General features: G+C 65.6%; 21 protein-coding genes, 2 pseudogenes and 1 riboswitch. Of the genes and pseudogenes, 14 read left to right on the forward strand and 9 right to left on the reverse strand.

Features of this window, described 5'->3' with window-relative positions; translation table 11 throughout:
• Positions 1-15: 15 nt before the first annotated feature.
• Positions 16-1,434 (reverse strand): chloride channel protein, encoded by a 1,419-nt coding sequence (locus AADZ78_RS01340; protein ID WP_085252312.1) that lies wholly within the window; start codon positions 1,432-1,434, stop codon positions 16-18.
• 94 nt (positions 1,435-1,528) lie between these two features.
• On the opposite strand from AADZ78_RS01340, the gene AADZ78_RS01345 reads away from it, so the two are divergent.
• The 6 genes from AADZ78_RS01345 (at position 1,529) to AADZ78_RS01370 (ending at position 7,615) form a co-directional block, all read left to right on the forward strand.
• Positions 1,529-2,488, forward strand: a complete 960-nt coding sequence (locus tag AADZ78_RS01345; RefSeq protein WP_085252311.1) for a pirin family protein — start codon at positions 1,529-1,531, stop codon at positions 2,486-2,488.
• Between the two features lie 2 nt (positions 2,489-2,490).
• Entirely contained in the window at positions 2,491-3,126 is a 636-nt protein-coding gene (locus AADZ78_RS01350; RefSeq protein ID WP_085252310.1) for a TetR/AcrR family transcriptional regulator, read from the forward strand.
• Between the two features lie 151 nt (positions 3,127-3,277).
• On the forward strand, positions 3,278-4,210 hold the full coding sequence (locus AADZ78_RS01355) for a class I SAM-dependent methyltransferase (protein ID WP_139828939.1): 933 nt from the start codon (positions 3,278-3,280) through the stop codon (positions 4,208-4,210).
• A 105-nt stretch (positions 4,211-4,315) separates the two neighbouring features.
• Positions 4,316-5,749, forward strand: coding sequence for an aldehyde dehydrogenase family protein (locus AADZ78_RS01360; protein ID WP_085252308.1), 1,434 nt, complete (start codon positions 4,316-4,318; stop codon positions 5,747-5,749).
• 31 nt (positions 5,750-5,780) lie between these two features.
• Positions 5,781-6,641, forward strand: coding sequence for an SDR family oxidoreductase (locus AADZ78_RS01365; RefSeq protein WP_085252307.1), 861 nt, complete (start codon positions 5,781-5,783; stop codon positions 6,639-6,641).
• Positions 6,642-6,646: 5 nt separating this feature from the next.
• A complete protein-coding gene (locus AADZ78_RS01370; RefSeq protein WP_085252306.1) occupies positions 6,647-7,615 on the forward strand; it encodes an NADPH:quinone oxidoreductase family protein in 969 nt (322 codons plus the stop codon).
• Positions 7,616-7,621: 6 nt separating this feature from the next.
• Here AADZ78_RS01370 and AADZ78_RS01375 read toward each other — a convergent pair whose 3' ends face one another.
• From AADZ78_RS01375 to AADZ78_RS01390, 4 genes are all read right to left on the reverse strand, one after another.
• Positions 7,622-9,403, reverse strand: a complete 1,782-nt coding sequence (locus AADZ78_RS01375; protein ID WP_085252305.1) for a PE-PPE domain-containing protein — start codon at positions 9,401-9,403, stop codon at positions 7,622-7,624.
• 169 nt (positions 9,404-9,572) lie between these two features.
• Positions 9,573-11,186 (reverse strand): PE family protein, encoded by a 1,614-nt coding sequence (locus tag AADZ78_RS01380; protein ID WP_085252304.1) that lies wholly within the window; start codon positions 11,184-11,186, stop codon positions 9,573-9,575.
• Positions 11,187-11,333: 147 nt separating this feature from the next.
• Positions 11,334-12,152: a tyrosine-protein phosphatase gene (locus AADZ78_RS01385; RefSeq protein WP_085252303.1), complete on the reverse strand. Its 819-nt coding sequence runs from the start codon at positions 12,150-12,152 to the stop codon at positions 11,334-11,336.
• Between the two features lies 1 nt (position 12,153).
• Positions 12,154-13,365, reverse strand: a complete 1,212-nt coding sequence (locus tag AADZ78_RS01390) for an acyl-CoA dehydrogenase family protein (RefSeq protein WP_139828938.1) — start codon at positions 13,363-13,365, stop codon at positions 12,154-12,156.
• A gap of 190 nt (positions 13,366-13,555) precedes the next feature.
• A riboswitch (glycine riboswitch) is annotated at positions 13,556-13,666 on the forward strand.
• 46 nt (positions 13,667-13,712) lie between these two features.
• On the opposite strand from AADZ78_RS01390, the gene AADZ78_RS01395 reads away from it, so the two are divergent.
• The 7 genes and pseudogenes from AADZ78_RS01395 to AADZ78_RS01425 all read left to right on the forward strand — a co-directional run bounded on the left by AADZ78_RS01395 (position 13,713) and on the right by AADZ78_RS01425 (position 20,145).
• Positions 13,713-15,146 (forward strand): amino acid permease, encoded by a 1,434-nt coding sequence (locus tag AADZ78_RS01395; protein ID WP_085252301.1) that lies wholly within the window; start codon positions 13,713-13,715, stop codon positions 15,144-15,146.
• Entirely contained in the window at positions 15,143-16,522 is a 1,380-nt protein-coding gene (locus tag AADZ78_RS01400; RefSeq protein ID WP_085252300.1) for an L-serine ammonia-lyase, read from the forward strand. The genes AADZ78_RS01395 and AADZ78_RS01400 overlap by 4 nt, the downstream gene beginning before the upstream one ends.
• Before the next feature lie 26 nt (positions 16,523-16,548).
• A pseudogene (locus AADZ78_RS01405) lies at positions 16,549-17,019 on the forward strand (DUF1348 family protein).
• 103 nt (positions 17,020-17,122) lie between these two features.
• Positions 17,123-18,223 (forward strand): Re/Si-specific NAD(P)(+) transhydrogenase subunit alpha, encoded by a 1,101-nt coding sequence (locus tag AADZ78_RS01410; RefSeq protein WP_085252299.1) that lies wholly within the window; start codon positions 17,123-17,125, stop codon positions 18,221-18,223.
• Between the two features lie 2 nt (positions 18,224-18,225).
• Positions 18,226-18,561: an NAD(P) transhydrogenase subunit alpha gene (locus AADZ78_RS01415; protein ID WP_085252298.1), complete on the forward strand. Its 336-nt coding sequence runs from the start codon at positions 18,226-18,228 to the stop codon at positions 18,559-18,561.
• Positions 18,558-19,979, forward strand: a complete 1,422-nt coding sequence (locus tag AADZ78_RS01420) for an NAD(P)(+) transhydrogenase (Re/Si-specific) subunit beta (RefSeq protein WP_085252297.1) — start codon at positions 18,558-18,560, stop codon at positions 19,977-19,979. The genes AADZ78_RS01415 and AADZ78_RS01420 overlap by 4 nt, the downstream gene beginning before the upstream one ends.
• Positions 19,980-19,992: 13 nt before the next feature.
• Positions 19,993-20,145, forward strand: a complete 153-nt coding sequence (locus tag AADZ78_RS01425; protein ID WP_169726375.1) for a hypothetical protein — start codon at positions 19,993-19,995, stop codon at positions 20,143-20,145.
• Between the two features lie 88 nt (positions 20,146-20,233).
• On the opposite strand, the gene AADZ78_RS01430 is transcribed toward AADZ78_RS01425, so the two are convergent.
• The 3 genes and pseudogenes from AADZ78_RS01430 to AADZ78_RS01435 all read right to left on the reverse strand — a co-directional run bounded on the left by AADZ78_RS01430 (position 20,234) and on the right by AADZ78_RS01435 (position 23,895).
• Positions 20,234-22,423: a PGRS repeat-containing protein gene (locus tag AADZ78_RS01430; RefSeq protein ID WP_423752183.1), complete on the reverse strand. Its 2,190-nt coding sequence runs from the start codon at positions 22,421-22,423 to the stop codon at positions 20,234-20,236.
• A 63-nt stretch (positions 22,424-22,486) separates the two neighbouring features.
• A pseudogene (locus AADZ78_RS28865) lies at positions 22,487-22,723 on the reverse strand (PE family protein); the annotation flags it as partial.
• A gap of 1,046 nt (positions 22,724-23,769) precedes the next feature.
• Positions 23,770-23,895: a hypothetical protein gene (locus tag AADZ78_RS01435; RefSeq protein WP_139829005.1), complete on the reverse strand. Its 126-nt coding sequence runs from the start codon at positions 23,893-23,895 to the stop codon at positions 23,770-23,772.
• 153 nt (positions 23,896-24,048) lie between these two features.
• Here AADZ78_RS01435 and AADZ78_RS01440 point away from each other — a divergent pair, with 153 nt between their 5' ends.
• Positions 24,049-24,672, forward strand: a complete 624-nt coding sequence (locus tag AADZ78_RS01440; protein ID WP_085252763.1) for a TetR/AcrR family transcriptional regulator — start codon at positions 24,049-24,051, stop codon at positions 24,670-24,672.
• 13 nt (positions 24,673-24,685) lie between these two features.
• Here the strand turns inward: AADZ78_RS01440 and AADZ78_RS01445 are convergent, their stop codons facing one another.
• Positions 24,686-26,101, reverse strand: coding sequence for a PE family protein (locus AADZ78_RS01445; protein WP_085252762.1), 1,416 nt, complete (start codon positions 26,099-26,101; stop codon positions 24,686-24,688).
• Positions 26,102-26,118: the final 17 nt, after the last annotated feature.

Below are 26,118 nucleotides of genomic sequence, written 5' to 3' on the forward strand. Positions count from 1 at the left end.
TACAACTGCGCACGGTCACGCGGCTCCGGCCTCACGCCTGCGCTCGGCCGCGGCGGCTTCCCGGTTCAGCCGCTGCGCTTCGTAGATGGTGACGTTGGTGCGCGACATCAGCAACGACGCGATGCCGACGGCGATGATCGCTCCGGGTACCACCGAGAACGAGCCGGTCATCTCCGCAACCATGATCATGATCGCCAGCGGCGCCCTCGCGACGCTCCCAAAACACGCCATCATCCCGACCACCACGAAGATCCCCGGCGCGTCCGGCACCCCCGGCAGCCCGGTCAGCTCGCCCAGGCGCCAGACCGCGGCCCCCACGAAGGCGCCGATAACGATTCCGGGCCCGAACAACCCGCCGGATCCGCCGGTACCGATTGACAGCGACGTGGCAACGATCTTGGCGATGGGCAGGACGATGATGATCCACAACGGAATCGCCATCAGCGAACCCCGGTCGGCGGCCAGCTGCGCCCAGCCGTAGCCACTGCTCAGGACCTGGGGGATCAGCAGGCCCAACAGCCCGACCAAGAGTCCGCCGATCGTCGGCTTGATGACGGGCCCACCGGGAAGCCGGTGGGTCAGCGCCACTGATGCGTGGAAGATTCGTGCATACAGATAGCCCACGGCCGCGGCGGCCAGACCGAGGACCACGAACCACAGCAGCGGCCACGCCCTTTCGAACCGATACTCAGCGTCGATGTAGCCGAACAGTGGGTCGAATCCCAAGAATGAGCCGAGCACCGCATACGCCGTCCCCGAGGTGATGAATCCGGGCAGCAGGATGCGGTAGTCGAAGTCGTCGCGGTAGGGGATTGACGCGGCCAGGACTGCTCCGCCGAGTGGTGCGGCGAAGATGGCGCCGATGCCCGCGCCGATCCCCAGTGCGACCGCGGTCCGGCCGTCCTCGTCGGACACACCGAGCCGGCGGGTCAGCAAGGAGCTGAAGCCGGCCGAGATCTGCGCCGTCGGCCCTTCGCGGCCACCCGAGCCGCCAGAGCCGATGGTCAGCGCGCTGGCCACCATCTTCACCAGCACGGCGCGGCCACGGATGGCGCGGGGGTCGCCGTGCACCGCTTCGATCGCTTCGTCGGTGCCGTGACCGGTGGCCTCTGGGGCGAACTTGGCCACGATGACCGCCGACAGCAGGGCACCGCCGGTCGTCACCATCGGAATCGCCCACGGCCGGACGAAGCCGGCCGACCCGCGACTACCGCCACCCTCTCCAACGGGCCTGGGGATGTGGTATCCCGCCAGGTAGCCGAGGAGAAATTCGCCGGTGTATCGCAGCGCTAGGTAGAAGAGCACCGCCCCCAGGCCCGCGATGACGCCGATCGTGATGCCCAGCAGAAACCACTTGCGTAGGTAACCGGCGCTTCTGATCGATGCTCCGAATCGTCCGCCGGCGGCTCCCCCGGCATCGAAGGGCGAGGTCATTGCGTGGGCCTGACGAGCACTCGGCCATCCTAGACAACCGGGAATAACCGGACCGAGGTCCGGTTATACGGGTAACTGTAGCAAGGAGGTAACCATGCCCGCTATTACCGCAGACACGCTCACGTTGCCGCGGGTGGGACCGGCCAGTCCCGCCGACACCGAGCGCCCGGTCCGATCGATCACCACCGGTCCTCGAGGGCATGAAGGTCTGGGCTTCCCGGTGGTAAGGGCCTTCGCCGGGGTCAGCACGGCCGCCCTGGATCCCTTTGTCCACATGGACCAGATGGGTGAGGTGGAGTACCAGCCCGGCGAACCCAGGGGCACCGACTGGCATCCGCACCGCGGCTTTGAAACCGTCACCTACATGATCGACGGCACGTTGGTGCACCAAGACTCCCACGGCGGCGGCGGCCTGATCGCGGACGGCGCGACCCAGTGGATGACTGCTGGGTCAGGGATTATACATATCGAGACGCCATCTGTCGACATGGTAAATAGTGGGGGAACATTTCATGGCGTACAGCTGTGGGTGAATCTTCCGCACCGCGATAAGTTCACCCCGCCTCGGTATCAGGCCATTGAAGGCGTCGACACGAGGCTGATCGCTTCCGACGACGGCGGCGCGCTGATCCGCATCATCGCCGGTGAAATTGACGGCCATCGCGGGCCGGGGGCCACCCACACGCCGATCACGCTGGCGCACGCGACACTGGAAAGCGCTGCGCGACTTAATATTCCGTGGCGCCGCGATTTCAATGCGCTGGTTTACCCGCTGTCCGGACGGGGATCAGTCGGTCCGGTGGGACATCCGATTCGGCAGGGGCAGTTGGCGGTTTTGGGGCCTGGCGACCGAATCACCATCGCCGCCCGGTCGACTTTGGACGTGCTCATCCTTGGCGGACGGCCGATTCGGGAGCCGGTTTTTCACTACGGACCGTTCGTCATGAACTCGCGGGCGGAAGTGATCGAGGCGCTCGAGGATTACCAAACTGGGAAGTTCCGTAGCATCCCGCCGAACGCCGTGATGCCACTCCACCGCGATGGCACACTTTGAAAATGCGGGTTACGGCCAGTCGCGGCCCGGGACGTCCCCCAGCGGCGAAAGCAGACGAGACGCGTGGGCGCATCCTACGTGCCGCTCGCCAGGTCTTCAGCGAACGCGGCTACGACGGGGCGACCTTCCAGGCGATCGCGATTCGCGCGGATCTGACTCGGCCGGCGATTAATCACTACTTCCCCAGCAAGCGGGCGCTGTATCGGGAGGTGGTCGAGCGCACCAACGAACTCGTCGTTGCGGCCGGTATCGACGAGGCCCGGCGTGAGACGACGCTCATGGGGCGGTTGGCGGTGTTCATCGCTGTAGCGATGAAGGCAAATTCCGAGTATCCGTCCGCGTCTGCGTTCCTGATCACCAACGTCCTCGAATCTCAGCGTCATCCGGAATTGAGCCAGACCGAAAACGATGCTGTTCTGGTTAGCCGGGAATTCCTGACACTGGCTGTCAATGATGCAATCGAGCGCGGTGAAGTCATCGCCGATATCGATGTACCCGCGTTGGTCGAGACATTGCTCGTCGTACTCTGCGGTGTCGGGTTCTATGCCGGTTACGTGCGCAGCGCCGAAGAGATGGCCGCCCTCATCGACATGTTGCGGCAGCTGCTGGGTGGCACGGTCTGGCGGTCCAACGCCTAACCCGCGGTCGAGCCCGGTGACCTCGCGCACAAAGCGTATAGATTGCCTAACTTATTAGGTAGCATGGTCGTCGCATGAGCCGGGCTGGTGACCGCGGCCAAACATCTGATCACGGTAGAAAATTCACGATGCGGAGCACGCAATGAGCACGATGCGCACCCATGACGACACCTGGGACATCCGAACGAGCGTCGGTGCGACAGCGGTGATGGTGGCTGCCGCACGGGCCGTCGAAACCGACCAGGCCGACCCGCTGATTCGCGACCCGTACGCCAGGCTGCTCGTCACCAACGCCAACGCCGGCGCCATCTGGGAAGCGATGCTCGACGAGTCGATGGTTGCCAGGGTCGAGGCTATCGACTCCGAAACCGCGGCCACCGTGCAGCACATGCGCAGCTATCAAGCGGTCCGGACCAACTTCTTCGACAGCTACTTCGCCGACGCCGTCGCCGACGGAATTCAGCAGATCGTGATTCTAGCGTCCGGACTCGATTCCCGCGCTTACCGGCTGGACTGGCCGGCCGGCACCACCGTATACGAGATCGATCAGCCTCAGGTGCTTGCCTACAAGTCCGCGACGCTGGCGACGAACGGCGTGACGCCGGCCGCGCAGCGCCGTGAGGTGCCGATCGATTTGCGTCAGGACTGGCCGGCGGGCCTGTGCGCTGTGGACTTCGACCCGACGGCGCGGACCGCCTGGTTGGCCGAGGGGCTATTGATGTATCTGCCCGCCGAAGCTCAGGACCGGCTGTTCACCCAAATCGGTGAGCTCAGCCCGACCGGGAGCAGGATCGCCGCCGAGACGGCGGGAAACCATGCCGATGAGCGCCGTGAACAAATGCGGGAACGGTTCCGGAAGGTGGTCGAGACGCTAGGCCTCGAGCAGACCGTCGACGTGCAGGAGCTGATTTATCACGATCCGGACCGGGCGGTCGTCGTTGACTGGCTCAACGAACACGGCTGGCGGGCTACCTCCCAAAACGCCAGCGACGAGATGCGCCGCGTGGGCCGTTGGGTTCAAGGGGTGCCGATGGCCGACGACAAGCAGGCGTTCTCCGAGTTCGTGACGGCGGAGCGGTTGTAACGACACGCCTATTGCGGCCCCAACCTGGTGACTAGGATCGCGGGTATCGCCGATGAGCGGCCGTGCGCCAACAGCAGCGGGTGGCTCCGGAAAGGAAGGACGACGATGACCACCGAATCCCCACCCAAAGCCGCGCCCGCGTCTGGTGCATCCGAATCAACCGATGTCACCCGGACGGTCGCTCGGCTCCGTAAGACCTTCGCCACCGGGCGCACCCGCAGCATCGAGTGGCGTAAGCGGCAGTTGCTCGGGCTGCAACGGTTGATGGAGGAGAACGAGGCCGCGATCGGCAAAGCGCTCGCCGAGGATCTGGACCGCAACACGGTCGAGGCGTTCATCGCCGATGTGGCAACCACGATCGCCGAAGCGAAGTACGCGGCCAAGCGCGTGCGCAGATGGACGCGCCGCAAGTACCTGCTACTAGAGGCGCCGCAGTTGCCGGGTCGTGGCTGGGTGGAATACGAACCCTACGGCACCGTGCTAATCATCGGCGCCTGGAATTACCCGTTCTACCTGACGCTGGGTCCGGCCGTCGGGGCAATTGCCGCCGGGAACGCCGTCTTGCTCAAGCCCTCCGAAATCGCCGCAGCATCGTCGCATTTGATGGCCGAGCTGATACCTCGCTACCTCGACAACGATGCGATCGCGGTGGTCGAAGGCGACGGCGCAGTTAGCCAGGAGCTGATCGCGCAAGGCCTGGACCGCGTCATGTTCACCGGTGGCACCGAGATCGGCCGCAAGGTCTACGAAGGCGCGGCACCGCACTTGACCCCGGTCACCCTCGAACTGGGCGGCAAGAGCCCGGTGATCGTCGCGGCCGACGCCGACGTGGACGTCGCGGCCAAGCGGATCGCCTGGATCAAAATCCTCAATGCCGGCCAAACCTGCGTCGCACCCGACTATGTGTTGGCCGACGCATCGATTCGCGATGAACTCGTCAGCAAGATCGGCGCCGCGCTCACCAAGTTCCGGTCCGAGGAAGACCCGACCGGACTGCGCATTGTCAACCAGCGCCAGTTCGACCGGCTCAGCGGCTACCTTGACGCCGTGAAGGCCGACGGCAAAGGCAACGTCGTTGTCGGAGGCGGGTGTGACGCATCCAGCCTGCGCATCCAGCCAACAGTAGTCGTCGATCCCGACCCGGACGGGCCGCTGATGACCAACGAGATCTTCGGCCCAATCCTGCCGGTGGTCACGGTCAAGTCCCTGGACGAGGCGATAGGCTTCGTCAACTCGCGGCCCAAGCCGTTGTCCGCGTATCTGTTCACCAAGGGGCGCGCCACCCGCGAACGGGTCATCAAAGAAGTGTCGGCAGGCGGCATGCTGGTCAACCATCTCGCCTTTCAGGTGTCAACGGCCAAGCTGCCGTTCGGCGGCGTCGGTGCGTCGGGCATGGGCGCCTACCACGGCAAGTGGGGCTTCGAGGAGTTCAGCCACCGTAAGTCGGTGCTGACGAAACCGACCCGGCCCGACATGTCGAAGATGATCTACCCGCCTTACACCGAGCGGGCTTTCAAGCTAGCTCGCAAGCTGTTCTGACCCGACTTCAAAGACTGGAGAGAGGAACCTGATGCCCGGAGTGCAGGATCGCGTCGTTGTCGTTACCGGGGCCGGCGGCGGACTGGGCCGTGAATACGCTCTCACCCTCGCCCGCGAGGGCGCCTGCGTGGTTGTCAACGACCTCGGTGGAGCCCGCGACGGGACCGGCGCTGGGTCGGCGATGGCCGACAACGTCGTCGCCGAGATCCGTGAGGCCGGTGGCCGCGCGGTCGCCAACTATGACAGCGTGGCCGAGCCCGACGGCGCAGCGAACATCATCAAGACCGCGCTCGACGAGTTCGGCGCCGTGCACGGTGTGGTGAGCAACGCCGGGATCCTGCGCGACGGCACCTTCCACAAGATGTCGTTCGAGAACTGGGACGCCGTGCTCAAGGTCCACCTCTACGGTGGGTACAACGTCATCCGGGCGGCGTGGCCGCATTTTCGTGAGCAGAGCTATGGCCGGGTGGTCGTCGCCACCTCCACCAGCGGGCTGTTCGGAAACTTCGGCCAGAGCAACTACGGGGCAGCCAAACTCGGCCTGGTCGGCTTGATCAACACCTTGGCGCTGGAGGGTGCCAAGTACAACATTCACGCCAATGCGCTCGCCCCGATCGCGGCCACCAGGATGACTCAGGACATTCTTCCGCCCGAGGTCTTTGAGAAGCTGACGCCAGACTTCGTTGCTCCGGTGGTGGCCTACCTGTGCACCGAGGAATGCGCGGATAACGGATCAGTGTTCATCGTCGGTGGCGGCAAGGTGCAACGGACCGCGTTGTTCCAGAACGACGGCGCCGTCTTCGACAAGCCGCCGTCGGTGCTGGATGTCGCGGAGCGCTGGGCCGAGATCACCGACCTGTCCGCCGCGACCAAAGCTGGATTCAAGCTGTAGCTTTCATGAAAGCTTGTGTTGTACAAGAGCTTTCCGGGCCGTCCGGCATCGTCTATACCGATGTTGATGACGCCTCCGGCGGTGACGACAACCTGGTCATTGAGGTTCGCGCCGCCGGCGTGTGCTTTCCCGACCTGCTGCTGAGCAAGGGTGAGTACCAACTGAAGTTGGCGCCGCCGTTCGTGCCCGGCATGGAAACCGCGGGTGTCGTGCTTTCGGCGCCGTCGGATTCGGGTTTCCGTGTGGGCGAGCGTGTTTCGGCGTTCGGAGTGCTCGGCTGCTACGCCGAGCAGGTAGCCGTTCCGGCGGCAAATGTGGTGCGCAGCCCGGCAGAGCTTGACGATGCCGAAGCGGTGTCGTTGTTGGTGAACTACAACACCATGTACTTCGCCCTGTCCCGTCGTGCCGCCATGCGGCCGGGCGACTCGGTGCTGGTGCTGGGCGCGGCCGGCGGGGTGGGCACGGCCGCCGTCCAGATCGCCAAGGCGATGGGCGCCAGTCAGGTGCTCGCTGTGGTGCACCGGGAGAGCGCGATTGACTATGTCGCCTCGCTCGGGGCCGACGTTGTGCTTCCGCTGACCGACGCCTGGGTCGAGCAGGTTCGTGAGCACACTTACAGGCAAGGGGTGGACATCGTTGTCGACCCCATCGGTGGTTCCGCTTTCGGCGACGCGCTCAACGTGCTGGCGATCGACGGCAAGTTGTTGGTGATCGGGTTCGCGGCGGGAAGCATTCCTACACTCAAGGTCAGCCGCCTGCTGCTGCGCAACATCAGCGTGGTGGGCGTCGCGTGGGGCGAATACCTGAACGCGGTCCCCGGTTCGGCCGAGCTGTTTTCCTGGGGCTTGAATCAGTTGGTCTTTCTGGGCCTGAGACCACCTCCGCCGCAACGTTATCCGTTAAGCGAGGCCAAGGCAGCGTTGCAGAGCCTCGACGACGGCGGCGTGCTCGGCAAGCTGGTCCTGGAGCCGTAGGCGCGGCTAGGCGGCACCCGTGAGGTCGCCAATAACCGACTCGAGGGCGTAGAAGAGCACGGAGGCCTCGAAACCGCCGGCGAGCGTCAACAAGGCCACGTCGGCGGCGATCGGGTAACCGATGGCGTTGACCAGTCCGATGGGATCGCCGGTTGCCGCCTGTGCGATCCCGTCCAGGAAGAGGTTGAAGTTATAGGACGGAACAATGGTCACGAGGGTGTTCAAGATGTCGGCTGTCGGCAGCGCAACAGCGTAAGCGTCGGCGGCCGCGCTCGAAATGGCTTCGGCGATCTCGGTGTTCGCCGCTTGAAGGGCGTCGATGAAGCCGTCGATTGGCGAGCCCGTGGCCGCCGGCAGGCTGGGGAGCGCCCATGGCGTTGACGAGCCGCCGGTCTGCGCGAGGCCCGCCAGCGACAGGTCGGGCGGCATGGTCGGCGCCATGGCCTGGATGTCGCTTACGAAGGCAGTGACACCCTGTTGGGCCAGGCTGCCCATGTCGGCCGCGAACGTTATGGGGTTGATCGGCGGAAACAGCCCGAACGGCGTGGGCACATCGGCGTACCCGGTCGAATAGCCGTAGCGGGGATCGCCGTAGCCCAGGTTGACCAGATAGGTCAAGTTCGGCTGCACCAGATCCGCCAGCGGATCGCCGATCACCGGGACCGCTCGCAGCGGCTCCAGGAGCGGAAGATCCGGGTGGGTGATCATGTAGTAGTGCTCGAGCCCGTTGTTGCCCGGGGATACCGGCAATTCGACGAGGCTGTAGCCGGGGGGAAGGTTGTTCGGATCCAGGCCGGGGTAGTTACCGTGCACGGATTGGATGCCCATGAAGGCGTTGAGGTCGGCCAGGAAATTGAGCGGGTACTGGGGGAAGTCGGCGTACCCGTCGTATTGGAGTGTGTACTGGGTGAGCGGGTAACCCGTGTTCGATGGCGTCGCCCCGTAGAACTCCAGGCCCAGCGCCGGCATGGACAGACCCGGAAAGCGCGACAGCAGACCGCCGTTGGCTGCCATCGGATTGCCCAGCAGGGTGAAGCTGAGCATGTCCGCGCTCGGGCTCCCGACGGCCGCGAGGTTGCGCATCTCGATCGAGGAGAGGATGGCGCTTTGCGAGTAGCCCAAGACGGCAACGCTTTGTCCGTTGGTGATGAGCCCCTGGGGCCCAAAGAGGGCGTTGTGGAGCATTTGTACGCCGAAGGTCACCGACTGGTTGAGGGGCAGGTCCTTGATCTGGGTCAGCGGGTATAACCCCTCGGGCGTGTTCAGGGGTATGTTTCCGCCGAGCACATTGAAACCGGCTGTGATGAACGGGCGAACGCTGGCCATGTAGTCCGGTGACGGTATCGGCGTGCCGCTGCCGGTCATGATCAACGCCACGTCGAATGTCGCCGCCGCAAGGGGCGCCGCGACGACACTCCCGCCGGCGGAGCCGGTTGTCGCGGTGCCGCCGAGCAACGACTGGATGGGCGCGGTCAGCGCTCCCAGTGCCCCCGACACGGCTGCCGCATTAGCGGCCTCGGCTTCCCCGTAGGCGGTGGCCGCGGCGGACAATGCCCGAACAAATTCTTCGTGGAAAGCGGCTGCCCACCTGATCAGCGCCTGATACTCCTGGCCATACGCGCTAAACAGCGTTGCGGTGGCCGCCGACACCTCGTCGGCGGCCGCCGCCACCAGGCTGGTTGTCGGGCCGGCCGCGGCCGCATTGGCCGCGTCTATCGCCGAACGAATTCCCGCCACATTCGCCGCGGCCTCGGCCACCAGCTGCGGTTGCGTCACCAAGTACGTCATCGACCAACCCCCTTCACGGGCAAGGCTTTTCGTCTTCCCGTCGCTATGCCGACGATGCCATGAAACCGATCCGGGCGAAGCCGGTCACCGTGACGCCGGCATTAGTTAGCCTAGGTCGCCAACAGCCGGCCGTTTGCCGTTTCCTTAAAAATTTCTGAACCGCCGCGTGCTAGACGTTGAGGCTCTGGAGATCCTGAGCAATCGTTGCCGCCGCTTGCACGACCGCGATGGCCTCGATCATGGCGCCGAGCGCGGCCAACCCGAAGGTCGCCGCGAGCGGAAGTTCGATCGCACCGACGAGGCTTCCGTGCGCTAGCTCGTTGAGGAACAGGCTGAGGTTATAGGCCGGGAGGATGGTGACGAAGGCAAGACCTATGTCCGCCGTCGGAAGAAGGACCGAGTAACCCGTCGAGACGGCAGCAGTGAGAACCTCCGCGACGCGCAGCGGCGTCGAGGGCACCGGGGGAGTCGGTTCCGGCAGTACGGATTGGATGTACGGCGGGAACGCGAGCGACGGCATTTCGGGTGGGGTCGAAAGGGCGACCGGCAGGCTGGCCCAGAAGTCCGAGACACCTTGCTGGGTCCCGGCGACGAGCGCGTCGGCGACCACCTGTGGGGGGACGTCCGGGAACAATCCGAACGGAGTAGGAACATTCGCTGGGCTCGTCGAATAGCCGTAGTTCGGGTCGCCGTAGCCCAAATTGACGATCACCTTCAAGTTGGGTTCGACCAGGGCGGCCAGCGGTTCACCGATCACCGGGATGGCCCGCACCGGAGCCAACAGTGGCAGGTGCTCGGTGCGAATAATGTAGTAGGTGTTCGACGTGGGGCCCTCTGTTGGCAATAGGACGGCGTTCGCTATGTCCGAAGGCGGCAGGGTCGCGTACTGCGTGTGCAGCAAGAGAATACCCATCGTGGCGTTGAGGTCAGACAAAACATTGAGCGGATACCGCGGGAAGTCGGCGAAGCCGTCGTATTCGATCGTGTAGGTCGTTGTCGTATAGGGGTTGTCCGGAGTCGCCCCGTAGAACGGCAGGCCGATGCTTGTGATGTTCAGACCGGGTATGCGCGCGAGGATGCCGCCGTTGGGATTCATCTCGTTGCCGGTCAGCACAAAGGTGAGCTGCCCCGTATACGGCGCACCTTCGGAAATGAGGCGCTGCATCTGCAGTGACGCGATGACGGCGCTTTGGGAATACCCGAAAACGGTGACGTTATCTCCGGCTTCGAGCCGCGGTATGAGCGCGTTGTTGAGAATAGTGAGGCCCTCCTCCACCGACTTTTGGAGGGTCAAGCTTTTGACGCCGGTAATGGGATAAAGCTCTTCGGGGGTGACGAGGCCCTGGGTAAGGTCCGGGACGAACGGAATGTACCGTGCCACGACGTCGTCAATATACGTTTGTGAAGGTATCGGCATTCCCGTGCCGCCCATGATTAACGCTACGGCTGCGGCAGCGGGTGGCTGGGCAGCAGGGCTGAGCGCGGCCTGCACAGCCGCCGCATTGGCTGCCTCGGTCGCCGCGTAAGCGCTCTCAGCGGTGGCCAATGTCTGGGTGAACTGGGTTTGCAACGCCGCAAGTCGCGCGCTGATCGCTTGGAACTCCTGGCCGTACGCGCCGAACAGCTTCGCGATGGCGGCCGACACCTCGTCGGCGGCGGCCGTTGCCACCGCGGTCGTCGGCGCCGCCGCAGCAGCAGCGGCCGCATTGATCGCGGAACCAATTTCCGCCAATTCCGTAACCGCGGCCGCCAACGTTGGCAGCTGTGCGCTCACATATGTCATCGCGTCAACCCTCCCTGGCGGCCCGGGTCGCTCCCCGCAAAACAAACCCGATGAACCCGATGAACTCGCTGCTAACAGCCCGTGACTCCTGAGAATACGGCGACCCCGTGAGCATGTCTGGCCTTTGCGCAGACACCTAGAATCGGGTCAAGACAGCAATTTGCCGCGCACGCGTTCCACGTCCGCCTCGGTGATACCCGCGTCGCGTAGGTAACCGGCCAGCGATCCGAATGCCTCGTCGATCGTCTGCCAGGCGGCGGCCAGATACTCTGGGCGAACACCGAGGACCCCGTCGGACAACCGGGCCTTGGTGAAGGTCACCACCTCGGGTGTCACGGTGTCCACGCGCTGCTGGATCATGTCGGTGATCTGGGCTCTGAGCTGGGGGACGGCGTCGTTGCTGCGCAGGTAGTCGGCGACGATGACGTCGCGGTCCAGTCCGACGGCTTCCAGCACGGTCGCGACCACGAAGCCGGTGCGATCCTTGCCCGCAAAACAGTGCGTGAGCACCGGGCGTCCGGAAGCCAGCAGAGTGAATACGCGATGCACCGCGCGTTGCGCTCCGTTACGGGTTGGGAACTGGCGGTATTCGTCGGTCATGTAGCGGACGGCGGACTCCTCGATGGATTCCTCCGATTCGTCGGATTCGCCGTTGGTCAGTAGCTTGCGGAAAGCGGTTTCATGCGGAGCCGCGTCTTCGGTGTCGGCCTCGTCGTCGGCAAGGTCGGGGAACGGCAGCAGGTGGATCTCGACGCCGTCGGGAACCAGTCCCGGACCACGGCGGGCGACCTCGCGCGAGGCGCGCAAGTCGGCGACGTCGGTGATGCCCAGCCGGCACAGCATTGCGCGGCCGTCGTCGTCGAGGCGGCTCAGCTCGCTCGATCGAAACAGCCGGCCCGGGCGGAGCAGTGCCGCGGTGCTTTCTGAGACGTCACGAAAGTTCCATGCGCCCGGCAGATCGGCCATGTCAGGTGACCGCCGCCGCGAATGGGGACTTCTCCCGGCCGATTTCGGCGCGCGCGATGGTGCGCATGTGCACCTCGTCGGGTCCGTCGAAGATGCGCATGGCGCGATGCCACCCGTACAGCCGGGCCAACACGGTGTCGTCGCTGACGCCGGCGGCCCCGTGCACCTGGATGGCGCGGTCGACGACATCACACGTCACCGTTGGGGCGACCGCCTTGATCTGCGAGACCAGTAGGTGCGCTGCCTTGTTGCCGTGCTGATCGATCGTCCATGCGGCCTTCTCGCAGAGCAGCCTGGCCTGGTCGATCTCGTTGCGGGACTTGGCAATTGCCTCTCGAACCACGCCCTGGTCGGCCAGCGGCCGGCCGAACGCCACCCGGTTGCGAGCCCGGTCCACCATGAGCGCCAGCGCGCGTTCGGCCCCGCCGAGGGCGCGCATGCAGTGGTGGATTCGGCCCGGTCCCAGGCGGGCCTGGGCGATGGCGAAGCCGCTGCCCTCTTCGCCGAGCAGGTTGGTGGCCGGCACCCGGACATTGTCGTAGTTGATTTCGCAGTGCCCGTGCTGGTCCTGCCAGCCGAAGACGGGTGTCGAGCGAACGACCGTCACGCCTTTGGTGTCCATTGGCACCAAGACCATCGACTGTTGCTGGTGTGCGGCCGCCTCGGGGTTGGTGCGGCCCATCACGATGAGGATCTTGCAGCGCGGGTCCGCCGCGCCCGAGGTCCACCACTTACGCCCGTTGATCACATAGTCGGCGCCGTCACGCACGATGGACGTCTCGATGTTGCGGGCGTCGCTGCTGGCAACCGCCGGCTCGGTCATCGAGAAGGCGCTGCGAATCTCGCCGGCCAGCAACGGTTCCAACCACTGCTTGCGTTGTTCGTCGGTGGCGAACAGATGCAAGGTCTCCATGTTTCCGGTGTCCGGCGCGGCGCAGTTGAGTGCCTCGGGCGCAATCTCCAGGCTCCAGCCGGTCAACTCGGCCAGCGGCGCGTATTCCAGGTTGGTCAGTCCTGACTCGGCCGGCAGGAACAGGTTCCACAGGCCGTGCTCCTTGGCCTTGGTTTTCAGGTCCTCGATGATCGGGGGCACGGTGTGGTCGCGCGGGCCGGCCTCGTGGCGGTAGCGGTCGTATTCAGCCTCGGCCGGAAAGACGTATTCGGTCATGAAGTCGGACAACCGCTTGTGGTAGTCGATCGCCGTGGCCGACATCGCGAAGTCCATGTCCGCCACGATAGGACACGTGCGGCGGCGCTCACTTTGCCGGTCGCGAAAGGGCAAGCGGTCGGATACTCTCTGAATGCCTTTGAGTCGCGGCGGGAGAGTCCCGCCGATTCATTTCGGCAGGCGCCGCAGGAGCAAATCCTCCCCGGGAATCTCTCAGGCACACCTACCGCCGCGACGAGGCACCTCTGGAAAGCAGCCGTGCAATGCGGCTCACCGACGGGGCAAGCGAATCGTCACCAGACCGACGGTTCGCGAAACTCTCAGGTACAGCGACAGAGCGGGGAGGGACCGCGTTCGACCCTTCCCATTGTCCTGAGACCCGTAAGGCTGAGATGGCGCAACCCACTGCTGAAGCCGCAGCGCACGAAGATCTTTCCCGGCAACTGTCCAACCGTCACATTCAGCTGATCGCGATCGGTGGCGCCATCGGCACCGGCTTATTCATGGGCTCAGGAAAGACCATCTCGCTCACCGGTCCGTCGGTGATACTCATCTACCTGATCGTCGGTTTCATGTTGTTCTTCGTGATGCGCGCGATGGGCGAATTGCTGTTGGCCAACCTGCAGTACAAGTCCTTCATCGACTTCGCCGTCGATCTGCTCGGACCGTGGGCGGGCTTCTTCACCGGCTGGACCTACTGGTTCTGCTGGATCGTCACCGGCTCGGCCGACATTATTGCCATCGCCGGATACGTGAGCTTTTGGTGGCACGGTCTGCCGCTATGGATACCCGCATTGCTCGCGGTGCTGCTACTGATCGCGCTGAACCTGCCTACCGTCAAGGCATTCGGCGAGACCGAATTCTGGTTCGCGTTGATCAAGGTCATCGCGATCGTCGCGCTGATCGTCGTCGGCCTGGTGATGGTGTTCAACCACTTCAAGGCGCCCGGCGGTGCCACCGCGAGCTTCGCGAACTTGTGGAAGGACGGGTTCTTCCCCGCCAGCTCGATGGGATTCGTCGCCGCCTTCCAGATCGCGACGTTCGCGTTCGTCGGCATCGAGTTGGTCGGCACCACCGCGGCGGAAGTGAAGGCCCCCGAGCGCAATTTGCCGAAAGCCATAAACTCGATCCCCCTTCGGGTGATGCTGTTCTACGTGGCCGCATTGACCACGATCATGGCGGTGACACCGTGGCGCGAGATCAGCGCCGAACACAGCCCATTCGTTGCCATGTTCAGCCTTGCCGGCCTGGCCATCGCGGCGTCGGTGATCAACTTCGTCGTCCTGACTTCGGCAGCGTCAGCTGCGAATTCCGGAGTCTATTCGACATCGCGAACGATTTACCGGCTGGCGCTGGCGGGCGACGCACCCCGCCAGTTCGCCAAGCTCACCGCGCGGCGGGTACCGGCCAATGGGTTGTTCCTGTCCGGGGTGTTTCTGCTGTCGGCGGTGGTGATGGTTGCCGTCGGCAGCTCGATCATCGGGCCGTTCACGGTTGTCACCACGATTTCCGCGTTGTGCTTCATGTTCGTTTGGTCGATCATCCTGATCAGCTACCTGGTGTATCGCCGACGTCATCCGCAGCTACACGAGGCGTCCCGGTTCAAGATGCCCGGCGGGAGCGCCATGTGCTACGTGGTGCTGGCGTTCTTCGGGTTCCTCATCTGGGCGTTTGCCCAGAAGCACGACACGCTGCAAGCCCTGCTGGTGACGCCGGTGTGGTTCGCGGTGCTCGGTGTCTCCTGGCTGGTGCTGCGCCGACGGCCGCGCCACCTCGTCCGCGAGGCGGACTTCACATCGGAATTGCATGCCGGGGACAACCCATGACCATTAGCGTGTTCGACCTGTTCAAGGTGGGGATCGGACCGTCCAGCTCGCACACGGTCGGTCCGATGCTGGCCGCAGCTCGGTTCGTCGCCGACCTCGACCGGCGAGGAATGCTGGCCGACGTGTCCAGCCTGCGGGTTGATCTGTACGGGTCGTTGGCCGCGACCGCAGTCGGGCATGGCACCATGCCGGCGATCCTGCTGGGCCTGGAGGGCTACTACCCCGACACCATCGAAAGCGACGAGATGGAGCAGCGCCTGGCCGCTCTCCGGGCAACCGGACAGCTCACCTTGGCCGGCTCGGTCCCGATCGCCTTTGCCGAAGATGACATCGCGCGGCACCCACGAACAGTGCTGCCGCGGCACCCGAACGGCATGGTGATCACCGCGATCGGGCGCGATGGACGCGAATTGCACTCGGAGACCTACTTTTCCATCGGCGGTGGTTTCGTCATCACCGAATCCGAACCCGACCAGGCCGGCCCGGGCGCGGACACGCCATGGTCGTTCAGCTCGGCTGCGCAATTGCTCGCCCTGACCGACCGTCATCACGTGCGGATCAGTGACGTGATGCTGCGTCACGAGCTGGCAACCCGCTCCTACGCAGCCGTGCGTGAACAGCTGCTGCACCTGCGCGATGTCATGATCGCCTGCGAGCGCCGCGGTATCAGCCGGGACGGGTACCTGCCCGGCGACCTGCGGGTGCGCCGCCGAGCTCGGGGCTGGTACCTGCGACTCATTGACGAGGACCCCGGCCGCGATCCCGCCTTCGCCGAGGATTGGGTGAACCTGGTCGCCCTCGCGGTCAACGAGGAGAACGCGTCAGGAGGGCGCATCGTGACCGCCCCAACCAACGGTGCCGCGGGAATCATCCCAGCCGTCATGCACTACGCGGTGCACTACACCGGCAAGGGGACCGACGCCGATGACGTTGCGATGCGCTTCCTGCTGACCGCGGGTGCGATCGGCTCGCTCTACAAGGAGCGGGCATCGATCTCCGGGGCGGAGGTCGGCTGCCAGGGCGAGGTCGGGTCGGCCGCCTCCATGGCCGCCGGTGCCCTCGCCGAGATCCTTTGCGGCACACCGCGTCAAGTCGAGAACGCTGCCGAAATCGCGATGGAACACAGTCTTGGCCTGACCTGCGATCCGATTGCCGGCCTGGTACAGGTGCCCTGCATAGAACGAAACGCCATCTCGGCAGGCAAAGCCATCAACGCCGCTCGAATGGCGTTGCGCGGAGATGGCACCCACCGGGTCAGTCTCGACGAGGTGATCGCCACCATGCGGTCCACCGGCGCGGACATGAACACCAAGTACAAGGAAACCGCCACCGGCGGGCTCGCCGTCAATGTTCCGGTGAATCTGGTCGACTGTTGACGCGCAGGATGGACGTCATGACCGAGATGTCCGGGCCTTTTGAGGCCCGCCCGCCGTTTCCGCCGTTCACCCTCGATACCGCGATTCAGAAGGTACAGGCCGCAGAAGACGCCTGGAACACCCGCGACCCCGAGCACGTCAGCATGGCCTACACCGTCGACTCCCGGTGGCGAAACCGCGACGAGCACATTGTCGGCAGGGAGGAAATCGTGGCGTTCCTGAGTCGCAAATGGCAGCGCGAACTTGACTATTCGCTGCGCAAGAGCTTGTGGGATTTCCACGACAACCGCATTGCGGTGCGGTTTCAGTACGAATCTCGGGATCGCACCGGCCAGTGGTATCGCAGCTAGGGCAACGAACTGTGGGAATTCACCCCGACGGGCTTGATGGCGCGCCGCGAAGCCAGCATCAACGACGTGCCGATCGCCGAATCCGAGCGACGCTACTTCGGGTCGCGCCCGCTATCGGAGCACGGGCGGGATATTCCCCTGTGGTGACTCGGGCAGTTCGGTTGAGCTGGGCCGTTCGGTTAGGGTGTCTTCGCACACCGGCGATTGGCCGGCCGGTAACTCATGAATCAAGAAAGTAGATGTACGCGCCATGACAGATCCGGAGACCATGCTCGTTACGGTCGGGGTGGTGGCCGAGTCCGGGCCCGAGGAGCGGCGCGTTGCGCTGGTGCCCAAGGCGGTCGCTTCGCTGGTGAACAGTGGTTTGGCGGTCGTGGTTGAGGCTGGCGCGGGCGAGCGGGCGCTGCTTCCCGACGAGCTCTACCTGGACGCGGGTGCCAGCATCGGGGATGCGTGGGGCGCCGACATCGTCGTCAAGGTAGCGCCGCCCACCAAGGACGAGGTCGGCCGGCTGCGCAGCGGACAGACGCTGATCGGTTTCCTCGCACCCCGCGACGCCGACAACTCGATCGGCGCGCTGAAGCAAGCCGGTGTACAGGCGTTCGCGCTAGAGGCCATCCCGCGCATCTCGCGAGCCCAGGTAATGGATGCGCTGTCGTCACAGGCCAACGTGTCCGGCTACAAGGCGGTGTTGCTCGCGGCCACGGAATCGACCCGGTTCTTCCCGATGCTGACCACCGCGGCGGGCACGGTGAAACCGGCCACCGTGCTGGTGCTCGGAGTCGGCGTGGCCGGGCTGCAGGCGTTGGCGACGGCCAAACGCCTCGGTGCGCGCACCACCGGCTACGACGTGCGCCCCGAGGTAGCCGACCAGGTCCGTTCCGTGGGGGCGCAATGGCTTGATCTAGGCATCTCCGCGGCGGGCGAGGGCGGTTACGCGCGCGAGCTCACCGAAGATGAACGCGCCCAACAACAGAAGGCTCTGGAAGAGGCGATTAGCGGCTTCGACGTGGTGATCACCACCGCGCTGGTGCCGGGCCGGCCGGCGCCGCGGTTGGTGACGGCCGACGCGGTGGAAGCGATGAAGCCCGGCAGCGTGGTGGTGGACCTGGCCGGGGAGACCGGCGGCAACTGCGAGCTGACCGAGCCCGGACAGACCGTCGTCAAACACGACGTCACCATCGCGTCACCGCTCAACCTGCCCGCGACGATGCCCGAGCACGCCAGCGAGCTCTACAGCAAGAACATCACGGCGCTATTGGACCTGCTGGTCAAGGACGGCAAGCTGGCGCCCGACTTTGACGACGAAGTCATCGCGGAGTCATGTGTGACCCGAGAACAGAAAGCTTAGGTATGTACGACGAACTACTGGCCAATCTGGCGATCCTGGTGTTGTCCGGATTCGTTGGGTTCGCGGTGATCTCCAAGGTGCCCAACACGCTGCACACCCCGCTCATGTCGGGGACCAACGCCATCCACGGCATTGTGGTGCTCGGTGCGCTCGTGGTGTTCGGGGAGGTCGAGCACCCGTCGCTGGCCGTGCAGATCATCCTGTTCGTCGCGGTGGTGTTCGGCACGCTGAACGTCATCGGCGGGTTCATTGTCACCGACCGGATGTTGGGCATGTTCAAGGGCAAGAAGAAGGCGTCGGCCGACAAGGCCGAGAAAGCGGAGGCGGCCGCCAAATGAACTACTTGGTGATCGTCCTCTACATCCTTGCGTTTTCGCTGTTCATCTACGGTTTGATGGGCCTGACCGGGCCCAGGACCGCGGTGCGGGGCAACCTGATCGCAGCGGTGGGCATGGCCATCGCCGTGGCGGCGACGCTGGTCAAGATTCAGCACACCGATCAGTGGGTTCTGATCATTGCCGGCTTGGTGGTGGGTGTGGTGCTCGGCGTCCCGCCGGCACGGCTGACCAAGATGACCGCCATGCCGCAGTTGGTGGCGTTCTTCAACGGCGTCGGCGGCGGAACCGTCGCGCTCATCGCGCTGTCGGAATTCATCGAGACCAGCGGCTTTTCCGCGTTCCAGCATGGCGAGTCGCCGACCGTGCACATCGTGGTGGCCTCGCTGTTCGCCGCGATCATCGGATCGATCTCGTTCTGGGGTTCGATCATCGCGTTCGGCAAGTTGCAGGAAATTATCTCCGGCCGGCCGATCGGTATCGGAAAGGCGCAGCAGCCGTTCAACGTGCTGTTGCTGGTGGTGGCCGTCGCCGCCGCGGTGGTCATCGGTCTGGACGCGCATCCCGGGTCCGGCGGGGTGTCGCTGTGGTGGATGATCGGCCTGTTGGCCGCGGCCGGTGTGCTGGGTCTGATGGTGGTGTTGCCGATCGGTGGCGCTGACATGCCGGTGGTCATCTCGATGCTGAACGCCATGACCGGCCTCTCGGCCGCGGCGGCGGGCCTGGCGTTGAACAACACCGCAATGATCGTGGCGGGCATGATCGTCGGCGCGTCGGGTTCGATCCTGACCAACCTGATGGCCAAGGCAATGAACCGATCCATCCCGGCAATCGTCGCGGGCGGCTTTGGCGGTGGCGGCGTTGCCCCCAGCGGCGACGGCGGCGACAAACACGTCAAGTCCACTTCGGCCGCCGACGCCGCGATTCAGATGGCCTACGCGAACCAGGTGATTGTGGTGCCGGGCTACGGTTTGGCCGTCGCACAGGCCCAGCATGCCGTTAAAGATCTGGCCAGCCTGCTCGAAGACAAGGGTGTGCCGGTGAAATACGCGATTCACCCGGTTGCCGGCCGGATGCCTGGGCACATGAACGTGCTGTTGGCCGAGGCCGAGGTCGACTACGACGCGATGAAAGACATGGACGACATCAACGACGAATTCGCGCGCACCGACGTCACCATCGTCATCGGGGCCAACGACGTCACCAATCCGGCGGCCCGCAACGAGCAGTCCAGCCCGATCTACGGGATGCCGATACTCAACGTCGACAAGTCGAAGTCGGTGATTGTGCTCAAGCGGTCAATGAATTCCGGATTCGCCGGCATCGACAATCCGCTGTTCTATGCGGACGGCACCACCATGTTGTTCGGGGACGCAAAGAAATCGGTGACCGAGGTCGCCGAGGAACTCAAGGCTTTGTAGCTGGGGCTTGGGGATGGGCGCGAGTCAGGGCAAGCCGTTGATCCCGTTGCTGGCCCAACAGCTGCCCGCCGGTGCCGCGGGCACCAACGACATCTGCGACACCTCCCAGCACAATCACCACCAGCGTCTTGGAGCCAGTGCCCGGATACACAACCGTAGCCGATAGGGCGCCAACACATTACTGTTCGCCCGACGCTAGACCTAACGAGGAGCCGACGTTCAACAACCTTAACTTCGCGCTAGTGATCCTCGGCCTAGGGCGATCCGTTGATGCCGTCGACACCCAACAGCTGCCCGCCGGCGCCGCGGGTGCCGGCCTTGCCGAGAGTGGTAGCGAACCCGCCGTTGCCGCCGTTGCCGCCGACGCCGATTTGCCCCGCGTTGCCGCCGGTCCCGCCCGCCCCGCCGGTACCGCTAGAGAACGGGCGGCCCTGCCCGCCGGCGCCGCCAGCGCCGCCGTTGCCCAGCAGGTGTCCGGCCTTGCCGCCGTCCCCGCCGTCCCCGCCGAACCCTCCGTTGTGGCTCGCTCCTCCGGTCCCTCCGGTCCCCCCGTCGCCGAGCAGACCGGCGTTGCCGCCGGTCCCGCCGGCCCCGCCGCCACCGTTATTACTGAATCCGCCGGTCCCGCCGGTCCCGCCGGGGCCGAACAGCAGCCCGGCATGGCCACCTGCCCCGCCTGACCCGCCAGTGGTACCAAGGCAGGATCCACCGGCCCCACCGGCTCCGCCAGGGCCAAACAGCAGTCCGGCGTTGCCGCCGACGCCGCCTGCCCCGCCGCCACCGTTATTGCCGAATCCGCCGGTCCCGCCGGCCCCGCCGGGGCCGAACAGCAGCCCGGCATCGCCGCCGACTCCGCCGGCACCCCCATTGCCTAATTCGCCGAACCCGCCGGTGCCGCCTGCGCCGCCGCCGAGCAGCCCACCCGTCCCGCCGGCCCCACCAGCCCCACCGTTAGTCTGACCCCATCCGCCGGCGCCGCCGGTCCCCCCGGCGCCCCACAGTCCACCGATCCCGCCGGTCCCACCGGCGCCGCCGTTGCCGATGTTGCCGACGTCGCCGAATCCCCCGACGCCGCCAATCCCGCCGTCCCCGAACAGCATTCCGCCGGCCCCACCGGCCCCACCGGCCCCCCCGTTGCCAGTCGTGGATCCCCCGCCAGCCCCGCCGACCCCACCAGTGCCCCACAGCCCGGCGGCACCGCCGATCCCGCCGTCTTGGCCCGCCGCGCCGGAGCCACCGGCGCCACCATCGCCGAGCAGCCAGCCACCGGGTGCCCCGGCTTGCCCGCTGCCGGGGGCGGCATGTGCGCCGTTGCCGATCAGCGGGCGCCCGGTCAGTGTTACGACGGGGGCGTTAATCACATCGAACACTCCCTGTAGCGGTCCGCTAGCGCCGGTGGTGCCGGCGGGGCCCAGCGTCGCGCCCAGCCCGCCGTAGGCACCGTTGCCGGCACTGCCGATCAGCGCGGCGTTGCCACCGCCCCCGCCGGCACCGCCGGTGGTGACGCCCTGCCCGCCGGTGCCGCCACCCCCGCCATTGCCGATCAGCTGTCCGGCCTTGCCGCCGGTCCCGCCGGCCCCGCCGCCGGCGCTGACGCTGGATCCGCCGACCCCGCCAATCCCGCCGTTGCCGATCAACTGTCCGGCGGTGCCGCCGTGCCCGCCGGCCCCGCCGGCCCCGCTCTCACTGGTTCCGCCGGTGCCGCCGGCCCCGCCGTTGCCGATCAGCTGTCCGGCGTTACCGCCGTCCCCGCCTGCCCCGCCCGTGCCGCCGAGGCTGGATCCGCCGACACCGCCCGCCCCGCCGCCGCCGATCAGGCCGGCGTTGCCACCGGCTCCGCCCGCCCCGCCGTCGGTGAAGGCGCCGACCCCGCCAGTCCCGCCGGCCCCGCCGCTGCCGAACAACAGGCCGCCGTCCCCGCCGGCTCCACCAGCGCCCCCGACGCCGCCGCTGGCGAATCCGCCGGGGCCGCCGTCGCCGCCGGCGGCCCCGATCAGCCCGCCCAGCAGCCCACCGGTTCCGCCAACCCCCCCGGCGCCGCCAAACTGACCGCTTCCGCCGCTTCCGCCGGCCCCACCGGCACCAAACAGCCCACCGGACCCACCGGCACCACCGGCCCCACCGGTTTGGCCGATGATGGATGTAGACCCGCCGGATCCCCCGGTGCCGCCGTTGCCCCACAGCAAGCCACCAGCCCCACCAGCCCCACCGTCGCCGGTCCCGCGTCCGCCCGCCCCGCCGGCCCCGCCGGTGCCGATTAGCCCGGCCGCCCCACCATTGCCACCCCGCTGGCCGGTCGCGCCCGAGCCGCCAGCCCCACCATTGCCCAGCAGCCAGCCACCCGGCGCCCCGTCCTGCCCACTGCCCGGGGCGCCGCTGGCGCCATTGCCGATCAACGGGCGCCCGGTGGCCACAACAGTCTGGGCGTTGACCGCATCCAGCACACTCTGCAGCGGCGAGGCGCTGGCCGCCTCCGCGCTGGCATAGGCGCCCGCACCGGCGGTCAGGGCTTGCGCAAACCGGTCATGAAACGCTGCCACCTGCGCGCTGGCCGCCTGATAGCTCTGCCCGTGAGCGGAAAACAGCGCCGCGATCCCCGCCGAAACCTCATCGGCGGCGGCGGCCACGATGCTCGTCGTCGACGCCGCCGCGGCCGCATTGGCCGCACCCAGCGTCGAACCCGCACCGGCCAAATCCGAAGCCGCTGTCACCAACAGCTCGGGCACCACGAAGGTAAACGCCATCTTCGACCTCCTAAACGACATCTTCGGCCGCCGGACGAGGAGCGTAGGAGCCGGTTCGGGGCGGGGCAACGTCAAAGGCGCACCGAATAAGGTGCAGCCATTGTGCAAAGTGCACCACCTCGGTTTGCCCCAACACGGGGCTTTGCTAACCGCCGCGAACTGCGATCTTGCCCAGCTCGTGGTGTTCAACGTGCTGAACAATCACGTGTGGAAGCTCACCGACAAAGTGGGCCAGCCATCCACACAAAGGGAGACGCTGGATCGTGTCCCGCTACTTTGGCGCGTTTCACCCATCGAGCCGTGACCGCTGGGTTCTCGGTGACCGCGATGGCGGCGCCTACCTGGTTAAGTTCGTCCGGACGTCGATCATTCGGCACACCCTGGTCTAGGTTGGGCGTCCCAGGATGACCCTGCCTTGACTGACTACTGGGCGGCCCGGCGTCGCCGCGGGCGATCCTCGCTGAGCCGGGCCCGATCGGGGTTGATCCACATGCAACGCGGACGCTGCCCTTGAGCCGATTGCTTGGAAAGCGGGCACGGCCGGTTCTTAGGGGGCTCCGGCGCGACGACGCGCCGGAGCTACCCGACCGGCGGATCTGGTACTAGCTGCTGGAGGCGGCAGGCCTGCCGGTCCAGCTGGTCAACGCCCGCGATGTGAAGAAACCCCACTACGGCAACCATTTGAGCCGTGCCGGCTGGTTGATGGCGACGGTACTGCTGTTGGGCCGGCCGCACCGTAGCCAAGTTGATGCTGTGCGGGTGAACTGCGGCCAGTCAGCGTTCCTACCGGTTGGATGGCGTGCCTGCTCAGGTACGCCGGTGAGACGAACATCGCCGAAATCACCCGCCCCTTTGATCAGGACCGCCCGATTGCCAAGGCAGATGTCGGCATCGCTGATACGTTCCGCCGGGAGATCCCGCGTGCAAAAGCGCCAAACCCAATCGGAGGCATACCCACGTAGCACAACAGCATCCGACGTAGCACAACAGCATCCGACCAACAGCGTGCTTCGGTCACGTCGACTGTTTGCTGCACCAGGCCGTTGCTATACGGGCGGGTATGCCGGCGGCGGGTATCCGTTTCCGTCTTCCACGCCGCGAAGACCCCAGGTGAGGTAGTTGAAGAAGAACTCGATCTCGTCGCTTACGTCGTAGTCAGGACTCGGGTCCATTGCTCCACCCTTCTACTCACGATCGACTCCGCGACTTGATCCGCCCCACGAGTCTAGGCCCATCCGCGTCGATGCGGTAGGCGGCCGCGGCCTTAAACTGTCCAACCAGTTGATTGATAGCCGGTCTGCCGGCAGCGACGATAGTGAGTGCAGATGCGATCCGAAAATGGCCTTTCGCGCCGTGAGGAGTTGCTGGCCGTTGCCACCAAGCTGTTCGCTGCCCGCGGCTATCACGGCACCCGGATGGATGACATCGCCGATGTGATCGGGCTGAACAAGGCGACGGTCTACCACTACTACGCCAGCAAGTCGCTGATCCTCTTCGACATCTACCGCCAGGCCGCCGACGGCACACTGGCCGCCCTTCACGACGAACCATCCTGGACCGCCCGCGAAGCGCTCTACCAGTACACCGTCCGGCTGCTCACCGGGATCGCGAGCAATCCCGAGCTGGGCGCGGTGTATTTCCAGGAGCAGCCCTACATCACCGAGTGGTTCACAGACGAACAGGTTGCCGAGGTTCGCGACAAGGAGTCGCAGGTCTACGAGCACGTGCATGGTCTGATCGACCGGGGGATAGCCAGCGGCGAGTTCCATGCGTGCGATTCGCACGTGGTGGCGCTCGGCTACATCTACATGACGCTGGGCAGCTACCGCTGGCTGCGACCGACCGGCCGGCGCACGGCCAAGGAGATCGCGGCCGAGTTCAGCACCGCGCTGCTGCGCGGGCTGATCCGCGACGAGTCGATCCGCAACCAGTCTCCGCTGGGGCCGTAAGCCAACGCGAAGATCACGTGACTGGAGGAATCAATCTCGCCACGGACCCGATGGCCCCACTGAGCACAGACAACTCCGTCACACTCGATTGCCCGAAGTTGAACATCAGGCCTGGATTCGCCGACGGAAGATACGGATACGTAGTGGGCAGCGAGGACTGCGGCAGCAATCCGATTTCTACCAGGGCGGCTTGGGGGCCTTGCACTGTCCCAGTCGCCAGGGCCGAGGCCACCGCGATCGGGTTGATGGGCGGTAACAGGCTGGCCGGGGTGGGCACATCCGCGTAGCCGTAGCCATAGCCCAGGTCAACCAACACCCGTAGGTCGGGCTGAATCAGTTCGGCAATCGGTGACCCGATGAAGGGGATGGCGCGTATGGGTGCCAACAGCGGCAGGTCCTGGGTCAGAAACATGTAGTAATGGGTGTTGCCGGTGTAGCCCGGAGACGTCGGCAATGGCACCGCATTCGCAACCTCGGCGGCAGTGAAGGGGTAGGCGTTGTGCACCTGGCTGATGCCCATGAAGGCGTTGAGGTCCGACAAGATATTGAGCGGGTATTGCGGGTTGTGGGCATAGCCGTCGTATTGGCCCGTGTAAATGTAGGTCTGGTAGGGGGAATTCGATGGAGTCGCACCGTTGAATGAGATATCCAGGAACGGGATGTAAAGGCCGGTGTAACGCTCCAGAATGCCGCCGTTGGGGTTGTTGATATTACCGATCAACGTGAACGCCAGCCGGCTTGGATCTGGGGCTTGGCCGGGTGGTAGCGCCATCAGCGCGCGTATTTCATTGGTGGCTACCGCGGAACTTTGCGAGTAGCCGAAAACGACGACGTCACGGTTGTTTTGTAATTCCGCGTTGATTCCGTTGTTCAGCAGAGTGACACCCTGGGCGATGGACTGGTCGAGTGACAGATTTCCGATAAACGGCCACCATTGCTCGGGCGTGTACTGGGCGACCGGGGTGTTGGGCCCGAAGATCGGCGAGATGTACGCGCTGTCAATGATCGACAACGCGCGCGGAGGCAGTATCGGTTGCCCCGTGCCGCCCATCATTAACGCCGTCAGCGGGTTTCCCGCCAGCATCGCGACGGAAGTCGACGTGCCGATGGCGCCGCCGGACCCGGCGTTGCCCAACATGACTGCGGCGTTGGTGGCCTCGGCCTGTGCGTAGGCGGCCCCAGCGGCGGCCAGTGCCTGGGTGAACTCGCTGTGGAACGCCGCAGCCTGCTTGAGGACCTGTTGATACTCGCGCGCGTATTGGCTGAACAGCGCCGCAGTGGCCGCCGACACCTCATCGGCGGCTGCGGCCAGCACTGCGGCCGTTGGGCCCGCAGCGGACGCGCTGGCCGTGCGGATCGCCGAACTGATCTCGTCCACCTCCGCGGCCGCCGTCGTCAACATCTCCGGGGCCGCGATCAAGTAGGACATCGGGTCTCCTTATCGAC

It is taken from the genome of Mycobacterium riyadhense, assembly GCF_963853645.1.
GTDB classification, from domain to species: Bacteria; Actinomycetota; Actinomycetes; order Mycobacteriales; family Mycobacteriaceae; genus Mycobacterium; species Mycobacterium riyadhense.